This window comes from Acidovorax sp. LjRoot66, assembly GCF_964253305.1.
In the GTDB taxonomy this organism is placed as follows: domain Bacteria; phylum Pseudomonadota; class Gammaproteobacteria; order Burkholderiales; family Burkholderiaceae_C; genus Acidovorax.
The window spans coordinates 627,219-638,649 of the sequence record NZ_CAXUQU020000001.1; the positions used below are offsets into that span (position 1 = coordinate 627,219).

Sequence of the window (11,431 nt, forward strand, 5' to 3'; positions counted from 1 at the left end):
CCATGACCCGCATCGCGCAGGAAGACCTGGCCACCAGCATCGCCCAGGCGCTGCAGTTCATCAGCCACCGGCATCCGCCCGACTTCGTGCGCGCACTGCGGCGCGCCCATGCGGCCGAAACCCATGCCCCGGCGCGCGCGGCCATGGGCCAGTTGCTGGTCAACAGCCGCATGGCGGCGCTGGGCCGCCGCCCGCTGTGCCAGGACACGGGCGTGGCCCAGGTGTTCCTGCGCCTGGGTGCCGGCGTGGCTTTCATCCGGCACGACGGTGCGCCGCTGCGCAGCCTGCAGGCCGTGGTCGACGACGCGGTGCGCACCGCCTATGGCGACCCTACGAACCCGCTGCGCGCCACCATGGTGGCCGACCCGCTGGGCGCACGCACCAACACGCGCGACAACACGCCCGCCATCGTGCATTGCGAACTCGTGGAGGGCGATGCGCTGGAGCTGCTGGTGGTGGCCAAGGGCGGCGGCGGCGACGTCAAGGCGCGCTTTGCCACCCTGAACCCGAGTGACAGCGTGGCCGACTGGGTGCTGGCGCAGCTGCCAGGCATGGGCGCCGGCTGGTGCCCACCAGGGGTGCTGGGCATCGGTATCGGCGGCAGCCCCGAGCAGGCCATGCTGCTGGCCAAGCGGTCCCTGTTCGATGCCATCGACATCGACGAACTGCGCACGCGCGGCGCGGCCACGCCCGAGGAGGCACTGCGCCTGGACTTGCATGCGCGCAGCAATGCCCTGGGCATCGGCGCCCAGGGGCTCGGCGGCCTGTCGGCCGTGCTCGACGTGAAGGTACGCACCGCGCCCTGCCATGCGGCCACGATTCCCGTGGCGCTGATCCCCAACTGCGCCGCCACGCGCTACCTGCGCCTCACGCTCGATGGCACGGGGCCGGCACCCCTGCCGGAGCTGTCGCTCGATGCGTGGGACGGCATTCCCGATAGCTTCGTGGTGCAAGACGCGGTGCGCGTGGACCTCGATGCGCTGGACCGCGCCGAGGTCGGCCAATGGAAGGTCGGCCAGACCCTGTTGCTCACGGGCACCCTGCTCACCGCGCGCGACGCGGCGCACAAGCGCTTGGTGGACCTGCTGCAGCGTGGCGAGCCGTTGCCGGTGGACCTGCGCGGCCGCACCATCTACTACGTGGGCCCGGTGGATGCCGTGGCGGGCGAAGCCGTGGGCCCGGCCGGCCCGACCACCGCCACGCGCATGGACCGCTTCGTGGAGCCGCTGCTGGCGCAGACCGGGTTGCTGGCCATGGTGGGCAAGGCCGAGCGCGGGCCCGAGGCCATTGCCTCCATTCGCCGTCATGGGGGTGCCTACCTGGCGGCGACGGGCGGCGCGGCCTACCTGCTGTCGCGCTCCATCCGCAAGGCACGCGTGCTGGCCTTCGCCGACCTGGGCATGGAGGCCATCCATGAGTTCGAGGTGGTGGACTTTCCGGTGACCGTGGCGGTGGACTCACAGGGGCGGAGCATCCACCGCTTCATGCTGGTCTGAGGGCGCCAGGGCGTGTCATCATTCATTTCACCCCCGCGCTGCAGGCTTTCCCTTCGGGCTGGCCCCGGCATGCGGTGCCTGCCTTGTCGCACGGCTTGCCAATAGCCCGGCTATTGGCAAGTTACATCACCGGCAGCTGAAGCTGCTAGCGCTCTCCACATCTCCCGTGCCGTTGTAGCGCGCCACCTTGGGGTAGACGCACAGCGGGCGGGTGCGGTTGGCCGACCAACTGGCGGGCAATTCGGTGTTGACCACATTGGCACCGGCGCCGCGGGCCTGGGCCAGCACGGTATCGGGCGCCTTGCCCTGTTCCACCCACTGCACCAGCGGCGCCAGCATGTCGAACTGGTCGGTGGCGGGGCCACCCGAGCAGTGGTTCATGCCGGGCACCATGTACAGGCGTGCAAAGCTGGCGGCATCGCCCTTGTGGTTGGCCTGCAGCCGGTCCATCCAGTTGGCGGTGTCCACGGGCGAGAACACGCCGTCGGCCACACCGTGGTAGACCATCATCTTGGCACCGCGTTCCTTCAAGGCGCCCAGATCGGCCTCGTTGGGTGGCGTCATGAAGGACCAGGGCGACTCGGGGTAGAGCGCGCTGGTGGCGAACATCTTCGGGTAGTCGGTCTCCATGCTGAAGTTCAGCGCGTACTGCAGGCCCGTGGTGGCACCGAAGGCCGCCACGGAGGAGGGCGGCGAAGTGAAGATGAAGGCCACGGCGCCGGCATCGCGCGTGGCGGGCGAGCCCAGGTGCCACTGTGCGAAGTTGACGCCGCCCACGCCCGGGTCGAACCAGGTGCCGGTGTACAGCGCCTCGCCCTTGCTGTTCTTCGGGCCGGCGAAGATGTCGGCCAGCACGTTCTTCTGCGCTGGCGTCAGGCAGGTCCCGTCCCGCGCGGCACCGGCGCTGCAACTGGGCACGTCGGTTTGCAGGTTGAAGGCGCCCTGGCAGGCCGCCACGTCGTTCACCTGTCCGTCGGTGACACCGTCCAGCGCATCGCACTTGGCGAGGATGCGGCTACCCAGCAGCCTGTACTCGGCTGCGGTCACCGAAGTGTTCAGGTCGGGCTGGCCGCTGGCGTCCGGGGTGGAGACCTTGGCGTACTGCTGGGCCTTCCACAGCTGCGTGGTGGCGGCCTTGGGCAGGTGAAAGCCCGGGTTCCCGGCCAGGATGCCGTCGTACTGGTCCGCATAGCGCGAGGCGGCCACCATGGCGTGGCGCCCGCCGTTGGAGCAGCCCGCAAAGTACGAGCGGTCGGGCGCCTTGCCGTAGGCGCTCTTGATGAGGTCCTTGGCCATGGGCGTGAGGCTGCCCACGGCCTGGTAGCCATAGTCCAGCCGGGCCTGCGGGTCCACGCCGAAGAAGGGCGTGGGCGCGCTGTGGCCCGCGTCGGAGCTGAGCACCGCGAAGCCCTGGCTCAGCGCCGGCGCGACGGGTGCCGCGCCGCTGGTCGCGCCCAGGGCCGTGACCACGCTGCCATCGAGCCCGCCGTTGGCCTGGTAGAGGAAGCGGCCGTTCCAGGCCACGGGCATGCGCATCTCGAAGCCGATGGCATAGCTCGCGCCATCGACCGTGCTGGTGCGCTGGTTCATCGCCCCTTTGACCAGGCAGTGCGCCGGGATGGGGGTGTTCACGCCGGTGGCCTTGAGCTCGCCCTCGGCCACGGGCACGGCGGAGGCGATGCGCGTATTGGGCAGGGCCAGCGTGGTGGCCAGGTTGGCGCAGGACTGCAGCGTGCCTGGCGAGGCCGCCGAGAGCTGCCGCAGCCCGCCGTCGGATCCGCCGCAGCCGGCCAGCAGCAGTGATACCGCGGCGGGCAGGGCGGCCAGTGCCAGGGGGCGGCCCAGGCCACGGTGCATTCTCCAGATACCCTTGTTCGTCTTCATGGTGTTGTCTCCTCGTGTGTTGTCTCAAGGCGCAGGCAGGCAGACCCGCAGCGCGGCCTCGAAGCGCTGTGGGATGGGGAAAGCAAAGAGAGAAAAGGCGCGGACCGTCAGGCGGCAGCCATGGCGGGCGCGGTACGTCGGTGAACGTCGGCTGCAGCGGTGGACAGGCGCTGGCGAATGATGGCCAGGCGCATGTCGAATTCGGGCAGCACCCAGGTCTTGCATGCCTGCGCCGGTTCGGTCCAGCGTGGCACGTGGCTGGCGGGTGCCGCTGCGACACGCGCCCAGGCCCACTCCAGCAGCACCAGGGCCACGGCCCGCAGGTAGTCGTCCGCCACCCAGTAGGGTAGCTCGGGGTGGGTGGCGGCTGCGGCGGCCAGCGCGCGCGTGGTGTCGGCCAGGGCATTGCGCCGGGTGTTGGCGGCTTCGTCGGGGGGCAGGCCGGCACGCAGGGACGCGAGCAGTGCACACAGGCCCTGGCCGCCATCGGCCAGCACCTTGCGCACCAGCAGGTCGATGGCCTGGATCTCGTTGGTGCCCTCGTAGATCATGGCCACGCGCGCATCGCGCACGATCTGCTCGATGCCCCATTCGCGCACGTAGCCGTGGCCGCCGAAGACCTGCAGGCAGGCGCTCGCGCCGTGGAAGGCCTGGTCGGTCAGCGCGGCCTTGAGCACGGGCGTGACCAGCGCGCACCAGCGCTGGGCCACGGCGCGCTCGGTCGCGTCGGGGTGGTGGCGCGCCACGTCGAGCTGCAGGGCCGTGTGGTAGGCCAGCACGCGCCCGCCGTCGATCCAGGCGCGCTGTGTCTGCAGGATGCGGCGCATGGCCGGGTGTTCGGCAATCGGATCAGGGCCCGGCGATGCCGTTGTGCCCATGGGCCTGGGAGCGCGCATCTGCCGGCGCTCGTGCGCATAGGCGCTGGCCTTCTGCCAGGCCGCCTCGAGCAGGCCCAGGCCCTGCAGGCCCACGTGCAGGCGCGCGGCGTTCATCATCACGAACATGGCGGCCAGGCCCTTGTGGGGCTCGCCCAACAGCCAGCCCGTGGCGTCGTCGAAGCGCATCACGCAGGTGGGGCTGCCGTGCAGGCCCATCTTCTCTTCGATGCGTTCGCACACCACGGCATTGCGCTCGCCGCTCGGCAAGACCTTGGGCACGAGGAACAGCGACAGCCCCTTGGGGCCCGCCGGTGCATCGGGCAGGCGCGCCAGCACCAGGTGCACGATGTTGTCGGTCAGGTCGTGCTCGCCGCCCGAGATGAAGATCTTGCTGCCGTTGACGCGCACGCTGCCATCAGGCTGGGGCACGCCGCGCGTGCGCACCAGGCCCAGGTCGCTGCCCGCATGGGCCTCGGTCAGGCACATGGTGGCCAGCCACTCGCCGCTGGCGATCTTCGGCAGGTACTGCGCCTTCAAGGCCTCGCTGCCATGGTGGCGCAGGCACTCGTAGGCGCCGTGCAGCAGGCCGGGTGCCATGGTCCAGCCATGGTTGGCACCAGCCAGCCATTCGAACAGCACGCATTCGAGCACCGCGGGCAGGCCCTGGCCACCGTCTTCGGGCGCGCAGGCCAGCGAGGGCCAGCCGGCCTGCCAGAAGGCCTGGTAGGCCGCGCGAAAGCCGGCGGGAGTGGTGACGCTGCCGGCCTTGAAGTGGCAGCCCTCTTCGTCGCCGGTGCGCTGCAGCGGGGCGATGGCGCTGTCGACGAACTTCGCGGCCTCCTCCAGCACCTGCGCCGCCAGCCCGACATCGGTGTCGGCAAACGGCGCCAGCGCCTGCCACTGCGAAGGCGCCTGGAGCACCTCATGCAGCAGGTGGGTGATGTCGCCAAGGGCGGTCTGGGCTTGCATCGTGTGGGCCGTGGAAAGGGAAACAAGGGGCCGCTACCGGCCCGCTCGGGCCGGTAGCGGCAGGGCTGTCGCGGAGATCAGGACTCTGAAGTGAACCCGATCTGTTTGACCAGCGGGCCCCAGCGCTCGAACTCGGCCTTCTGGTCGGCCAGCATCTCCTGCTGCGTGCTGCCGTGGGCCACCAGGCCAACGACGCCCAGTGCGTCGATCACGGTCTTGTCCTTGAGCGCGCCGGTGATGGCGGCATTGGCACTGGCCAGCGTGGCGGCGGGCGTCTTGGCCGGGGCGTAGAAGCCGAACCATTCCTCGGACGTCACGTCGGGGTAGCCCAGTTCGATGAAGGTGGGCACATCGGGCAGGTAGGGCGAGCGCTTCTTGCCCGAGGTGGCCAGCACGCGCACGCGGCCGGTCTTCATGTACTGCAGGTAGTCGCCGCTGGGGTTCATGGCGGCAGCGATCTGGCCGCCCACCAGGTCGGTGATGCTGGGCACGGTGCCACGGTAGGGAACGTGCTTGAGCTCCACTGCCGCACGGATGCCCAGCAGCGCGCCCAGCAGGTGGGGCATGGAGCCCGCGCCGGGCGAGCCGTAGCTGGCCTTGTCCGGATTCGCCTTGGCCCAGGCCAGGAAGTCCTTGAGCGTCTTCACCTCGGCCGGCACGGCCGGGCCCACGGCCAGGCCGTGGTGCATGATCGCGCCGATGGAGACGGGCACCACGTCGTCGGGCTTGTAGCTGAGCTTGGGGTAGATGTGCGGGTACACCGACAGGGCCGATACCGGTGCCAGGGTGAGCACCGAGCCATCGGCGGGCGAGTTCTTCAGCGTTTCCACCGCGATGCGGCCACCGGCGCCGGGCTTGTTCTCGACGAAGCCCGGGTTCTTGCTGTAGGCCGTGCCGCCCAGCTTCTCGGCCACGCGGCGGGCCACGCTGTCGCCCGCGCTGCCGGCCGGAAAGCCGTACATGATCTTGACCTGGTCCAGCGCCTGCGCGAAGGAGGACAGGGGATAAAGCGCTGCGAGGGCTGCGGCGCTGCCCAGGGTGTGAACAAAGTGGCGTCGTGTCGTCGTCATGGTTGTCTCCGGTATAGGTATGGTGTGTTGACGGGGCAGGGAACGGGGGCGCTATCTGGGTGCCATGCGCAGGGCACCGTCGAGCCGGATCACCTCCCCGTTGAGGTGTCCGTTGGTCACGATGTGGGCCGCCAGCTCGGCAAACTCCTCGGGCTTGCCCAGGCGCGGCGGGAAGGGAATGCTCGCGGCCAGCGACTGCTGCACGGCTTCGGGCAGCTCCTTCATCAGCGGCGTGGCGAACAGGCCCGGGGCCACGGTGCACACGCGGATACCGTGCTGCGCCAGGTCGCGCGCCATGGGCAGCGTCATGCCCACCAGGCCGCCCTTGGACGCGCTGTAGGCCTGCTGGCCCACCTGGCCGTCGAAGGCCGCCACCGACGCGGTGAACATCATTACCCCGCGTTCGCCGCTGTCGAGCGGCGCCAGCTTGGCGCAGGCGGCTGCGAACAGCCGGCTGATGTTGTAGCTGCCGATGAGGTTGATGCCCACCACGCGCGCGAAGTCTTCGAGCGGCGCTGCGCTGCCGTCGCGCTGCACCACACGCTTGGCGCTGCCGATGCCGGCCACGTTCATGAGGATGCGGGCCGGGCCCAGGGCCGCCTCGGCTTGGGCCAGGGCGGCGGCCACGCTCTCGGTCTGGGTGATGTCGCAGGTGCAGGCCACGGCCGTTCCGGCGCCATGCTGTGCGTTGATGCTCTCGGCCACCTGGGTGGCGAGGGCGGTGTTCACGTCGAGCACCGCGACCTTGGCGCCCAGGCGGGCCAGCTCGCGTGCGGTGGCTTCGCCCAGGCCCGATGCGGCGCCGGTCACGAGGGCGGTCTGTCCTTGGATCTGCATGGATGGCTCCTTGGGTAGTGCGTTTCAGGCCGCGGGCACGATGGTGTCGGGGGCGTTGCCGTCATGCAGGGCCTGCACCAGGGCGTCGCGGTGCTTGAGCACGGCGCGCTGGTTGATGGAGCCCTTGTCGGTGATCTCGCCCTTGTCGAGCGAGGGCGGCTCGGCCATCAGCAGTGCGCGCGCCACGCGGCTGGCGCTGCCCGTGGATTCGCGCGCCAGGTGGTCGATGACGGCCTGGATGCGCTGGCGCACCCCGGTGCTGGCGATGACCTCGGCCCAGGGGGCGTCGGCATCCAGCCCGCTCACCTCACGGCAGGCGGGTGAGAGGAACAGCAGGGCGCCCACTTCCTTGCGGTTCAGTCCGGTGAGCACCGCGTCCTGGATGTACGGGGCGCCGGCCACGACGATCTTGGCGCGCATCGGGCCCACGCTCACGAAGGTGCCGGTGGAGAGCTTGAAGTCTTCGGCGATGCGCCCGTCGAAGCGCAGGCCGCGGTGGATGTCGTTGTCGTCGATCCACAGCACGGCATCGCCGGTGCACAGGTAGCCCTCGTCGTCGAAGGCCTCGCGCGTGGCGGCGTCCGAGCGCCAGTAGCCGGGCGTCACGTTGGGGCCGCGGTAGCGCACCTCGGTCTTGCCGTCCACGTCCACCAGCTTCAGCGTCATGCCCGGCACGGGCGCGCCGATGTGGCCGGAGCGCACGTCGGGGCTGTTGCAGAACATGGCCGAGGGGGCCGACTCGGTCATCCCCAGGCCCGTGGACATGACGATGCGCTCGCCGAGCTCGGCCTCCTGCGTGGCATGCAGGCTGTCCCAGATAGGCTGGGCCAGTCCGGCGCCCGAGTAGAAGAACATGCGCACCCGCGACAGCAAGGTGCGGCGCAGCACGGCATCGGTCTTCATCGCGTCGGCGATCATCTCGAAGCCGGTGGGCACGTTGAAGTACACCGTGGGCGCGATCTCGCGCAGGTTGCGCAGGGTCTCGCCGATCAGCGCTGCCGTGGGCTTGCCGTCATCGATGTAAAGCGTGCCGCCGTGCTGCAGCGTGATCCCGAAGTTGTGGTTGCTGCCGAAGGTGTGGTTCCACGGCAGCCAGTCCACCAGGATGGGCGGGGCTTCGGCCAGCACCGGCAGCGACAGGGTGATCTGCTGCAAGTTGGCGCACCACATGCGCTGGGTGTTGATCACCGGCTTGGGCATCTTGGTGGAGCCGCTGGTGAACAGGAACTTCACGATGGTGCCCGGCCCCGTGGCATGCATGGCCGCATCCACGGCCGGCGTGGCCACGGTGTTGCGCAGGCTCTGGAAGGTGCTGGCCTTGCGGCCGGCGATGGCGCCCTGGGCGAGCACCACTTCCACGTCCGCCGCCACGGTGGCCTCGATGGCCCGGCCAAAGCGTGTGCCATCGGCCGCAAACACCAGGCCGGGCGTCAGCGTGTCCAGCACGTGGCGCAGCTTGTCGTAGTCCTGGCTCACGGTGGCGTAGGCGGGCGACACGGGGCAGTAAGGCACGCCCGCATACATGCAGCCCAGTGCCATCAGCGCATGCTCCAGGCTGTTTTCGCTGAGCACCACCACCGGGCGTTCGGCGTTCAGCCCCCGGTCCAGCAGCGCCTGGCCGATGCTGCGCGCGGCGTCCAGCGCCTGGGCATACGTCACGTGCTGCCAGTCGCCGGTGCTGCCGTCGGCCTGCTGCACCCGGCGCGCGAGAAAGCTGCGCTCGGGCTCTACCTCCGCCCAGTGCACCAGGTAGTCCGTGACCCGGCGCGCGTATGCGCCCAGGGGCAGGTCGGCTTGCAGGTAGCGCACGCCGGGTGCGCCCTCGCGCAGGTTGACGCGGGTGACGCCAAAGGGCACCGGGCGGTAGCGCGGCGGGGCCAGGGGGGTGGAGAGATCGCTCATGGGTGGAGGTCCGGCGGTGTGGAAATGCGGGGCTCAGTCTTTGCGCACTTTGGCGGCGCGGCCTTCCAGGAAGTCCGCCAGGCGCGACTTGGCCTCGGGTGCGCTCTGGGCAATCGCGGCCATCATGGCTTCGGTGAAGAAGCCTTGGTCGGCCGGTTGCTCGGCAATGCGCGGCAGGGCGTGCATCAGCGCGTAGTTGGTCAGCGGCGCGTTCTGCGCCACGCGCTTGGCCAGCTCCAGTGCCTTGTCGAAGGCCTGGCCTTCGGGCACCAGGTACTGGGCAAAGCCGACCTTTTCGCCGTCCTGCGCGTTGTAGACGCGGCCGGTGAGCATCATGTCCGCCATGCGCGCAGCGCCGATCAGTTTGGGGATGCGCACGGCGCCGCCGCCGCCCACGAAGATGCCGCGCGAGCCCTCGGGCAGCGCGTAGAAGGTGGATTCATCGGCCACGCGGATGTGACAGGCGCTCGCCAGCTCCAGCCCGCCGCCCACCACGGCGCCGTGCAGCGCGGCAATCACGGGCACGGGGCCGTACTGCACGCGCTCCAGCGCGGCGTGCCACATGCGCGAGTGGTACAGGCCCTGGCCCGCATCGCGCTCCTTGAGCTCGGACAGGTCGAGCCCGGCGCAGAAGTGCGGGCCTTCGCCGTCGATCACGGCAGCGCGCACGCCGGCGGGCATTTTCTCGAACAGGTCGCGCAGGGCCAGGATCAGGCCGTCGTTCAGCGCATTGCGCTTGGCGCTGCGCGTGAGGCGGATCACGGCAACTTCCTGCTCGTCGCCGGCAAGCTCGAAATGGATGTCTGGATGGGTCATGGTGGCTTTCTTGATAGGTGAATTGTGGTTATAGTTCATAACCAATTCAAGCAAGCCAGACCGGTTTTTCATCAGTAGTTACCCTTGATCTGCGTCAGGTGCCGTGGTGCATGCTGACAGGGATACCGTGAAAGACCGGCCACCATAGGAGACAGATATGGACCACGAGAACCTGATTGCCATCGACATCCACACGCACGCCGAGGTGAGCTGCTGGAACCCGTTCGACAACTACGGCGAGGAATACGACCGCGCCGCCGACAAATACTTCAAGAACGGCCGCCGACCCACCATCGCCGAGACGGTGGCCTACTACCGCGAGCAGAAGATCGGGCTGGTGATGTTCACCGTGGACGCCGAGTCCAAGATGGGCCGCCGGCGCATCCCCAACGAGGAGATCGCCGAGGCCGCCAAGGCCAACAGCGACATGATGATGGCCTTTGCCAGCATCGACCCGCACAAGGGCAAGATGGGCGCGCGCGAGGCGCGCCGCCTGATCGAGGAGCATGGCGTCAAAGGCTTCAAGTTCCACCCCACCGTGCAGGGCTACCACCCCTACGACCAGATGGCCTGGCCGATCTACGAGGTGATCGCCGAGTACGGCATGCCGGCCATCTTCCACACCGGCCACAGCGGCATCGGCAGCGGCATGCGCTGCGGCGGCGGCCTGCGCCTGGAGTACAGCAACCCCATGCACCTGGATGACGTGGCCATCGACTTCCCGGACATGCAGATCGTCATGGCGCACCCGAGCTTCCCCTGGCAGGACGAGGCGCTCTCGGTCGCCACGCACAAGCCCAACGTCTGGATCGACCTGTCGGGCTGGAGCCCGAAATACTTCCCCAAGCAGCTGGTGCAGTACGCCAACACCCTGCTCAAGGACCGTATCCTGTTCGGCAGCGATTACCCGCTGATCACGCCCGAGCGCTGGATGAAGGACTTCCAGGAGGCCGGCTTCAAGCCCGAGGTGATGCCCGGCATCCTCAAGGGCAATGCGGTGCGTCTGCTGGGGCTGGACAAGGCGGCCAAGGCCACGCCTGCGGCAATCTGATCCAGGCGGGCCGGTGCGGGCCCGTCAGTCGTAGACTTTTTGCAGAAGCCGGATCAGCGTCTTGCGCTCGGTGGCGGTCAGGCGCGCGGTGGCGTCGATCTCCAGCGTGGCCGCAGTCTGCTCGGCCTGGGCGCACAGGTCTTCGCCGGCGGGCGTCAGGTGCAGGCCCATGGCGCGCCCGTCGCTCGGGTGCGGGCGGCGCTCTATCAGGCCGCGCCGGTCCAGCGCCGCGATCAGGCCCACCAGGTTGGGCGGCAGCACGCCCAGCGTGGCGCACAGTTGGCGCGAGGTGATGCCGGGGTTGTGCGCCACCAGCGAGAGCACCGAGAAATCCACCACCTTGAGCCCATAGACCGCCATGCGCTCCATGAACACCTCGATGATGGACAGCGAGGCCCGGCGCGCGTTGTAGCCCACCAGCGTGCGCAGGTAGCTGTTGTCGACCACGTCGGTGGCGGTGGGGGTGATGGTTGGGAGTGAAGCGCTGGCCATGGAGTGATGCTGCTGGAAGTGGCGAGACTATAGCGA

At 69.3% G+C, this 11,431-nt stretch carries 9 protein-coding genes; 2 read left to right on the forward strand and 7 right to left on the reverse strand.

Annotated features, from left to right (window positions below; translation table 11 throughout):
* Positions 1-2 precede the first annotated feature (2 nt).
* Entirely contained in the window at positions 3-1,496 is a 1,494-nt protein-coding gene (locus ACSQ3Y_RS02950; protein ID WP_436176384.1) for a fumarate hydratase, read from the forward strand.
* A gap of 126 nt (positions 1,497-1,622) precedes the next feature.
* On the opposite strand, the gene ACSQ3Y_RS02955 is transcribed toward ACSQ3Y_RS02950, so the two are convergent.
* The 6 genes from ACSQ3Y_RS02955 to ACSQ3Y_RS02980 form a co-directional block, all read right to left on the reverse strand.
* The gene (locus tag ACSQ3Y_RS02955) at positions 1,623-3,380 is read right to left on the reverse strand and encodes a tannase/feruloyl esterase family alpha/beta hydrolase (protein WP_436176385.1); all 1,758 of its coding nucleotides are present in this window, start codon (positions 3,378-3,380) and stop codon (positions 1,623-1,625) included.
* A gap of 107 nt (positions 3,381-3,487) precedes the next feature.
* Positions 3,488-5,227: an acyl-CoA dehydrogenase family protein gene (locus ACSQ3Y_RS02960; RefSeq protein WP_436176386.1), complete on the reverse strand. Its 1,740-nt coding sequence runs from the start codon at positions 5,225-5,227 to the stop codon at positions 3,488-3,490.
* Positions 5,228-5,304: 77 nt separating this feature from the next.
* A complete protein-coding gene (locus ACSQ3Y_RS02965; RefSeq protein WP_436176387.1) occupies positions 5,305-6,297 on the reverse strand; it encodes a Bug family tripartite tricarboxylate transporter substrate binding protein in 993 nt (330 codons plus the stop codon).
* A gap of 51 nt (positions 6,298-6,348) precedes the next feature.
* Positions 6,349-7,134, reverse strand: coding sequence for an SDR family NAD(P)-dependent oxidoreductase (locus ACSQ3Y_RS02970; protein WP_436176388.1), 786 nt, complete (start codon positions 7,132-7,134; stop codon positions 6,349-6,351).
* Between the two features lie 24 nt (positions 7,135-7,158).
* Complete coding sequence (locus ACSQ3Y_RS02975) at positions 7,159-9,036, reverse strand: feruloyl-CoA synthase (RefSeq protein ID WP_436176389.1); 1,878 nt, start codon at positions 9,034-9,036, stop codon at positions 7,159-7,161.
* 33 nt (positions 9,037-9,069) lie between these two features.
* Positions 9,070-9,852, reverse strand: a complete 783-nt coding sequence (locus ACSQ3Y_RS02980; protein WP_057202697.1) for a crotonase/enoyl-CoA hydratase family protein — start codon at positions 9,850-9,852, stop codon at positions 9,070-9,072.
* Positions 9,853-10,009: 157 nt separating this feature from the next.
* On the opposite strand from ACSQ3Y_RS02980, the gene ACSQ3Y_RS02985 reads away from it, so the two are divergent.
* On the forward strand, positions 10,010-10,903 hold the full coding sequence (locus ACSQ3Y_RS02985; RefSeq protein WP_057202696.1) for an amidohydrolase family protein: 894 nt from the start codon (positions 10,010-10,012) through the stop codon (positions 10,901-10,903).
* Between the two features lie 24 nt (positions 10,904-10,927).
* Here the strand turns inward: ACSQ3Y_RS02985 and ACSQ3Y_RS02990 are convergent, their stop codons facing one another.
* On the reverse strand, positions 10,928-11,395 hold the full coding sequence (locus ACSQ3Y_RS02990; RefSeq protein WP_057202695.1) for a MarR family winged helix-turn-helix transcriptional regulator: 468 nt from the start codon (positions 11,393-11,395) through the stop codon (positions 10,928-10,930).
* Positions 11,396-11,431: the final 36 nt, after the last annotated feature.

Coding starts and splice junctions, on each gene's coding strand:
- ACSQ3Y_RS02980 (WP_057202697.1), bottom strand. CDS start 9,852: ATGACCCATCCAGACATCCATTTCGAGCTTGCCGGCGACGAGCAGGAA.
- ACSQ3Y_RS02960 (WP_436176386.1), bottom strand. CDS start 5,227: ATGCAAGCCCAGACCGCCCTTGGCGACATCACCCACCTGCTGCATGAG.
- ACSQ3Y_RS02970 (WP_436176388.1), bottom strand. CDS start 7,134: ATGCAGATCCAAGGACAGACCGCCCTCGTGACCGGCGCCGCATCGGGC.
- ACSQ3Y_RS02955 (WP_436176385.1), bottom strand. CDS start 3,380: ATGAAGACGAACAAGGGTATCTGGAGAATGCACCGTGGCCTGGGCCGC.
- ACSQ3Y_RS02965 (WP_436176387.1), bottom strand. CDS start 6,297: ATGACGACGACACGACGCCACTTTGTTCACACCCTGGGCAGCGCCGCA.
- ACSQ3Y_RS02985 (WP_057202696.1), top strand. CDS start 10,010: ATGGACCACGAGAACCTGATTGCCATCGACATCCACACGCACGCCGAG.
- ACSQ3Y_RS02975 (WP_436176389.1), bottom strand. CDS start 9,036: ATGAGCGATCTCTCCACCCCCCTGGCCCCGCCGCGCTACCGCCCGGTG.
- ACSQ3Y_RS02990 (WP_057202695.1), bottom strand. CDS start 11,395: ATGGCCAGCGCTTCACTCCCAACCATCACCCCCACCGCCACCGACGTG.
- ACSQ3Y_RS02950 (WP_436176384.1), top strand. CDS start 3: ATGACCCGCATCGCGCAGGAAGACCTGGCCACCAGCATCGCCCAGGCG.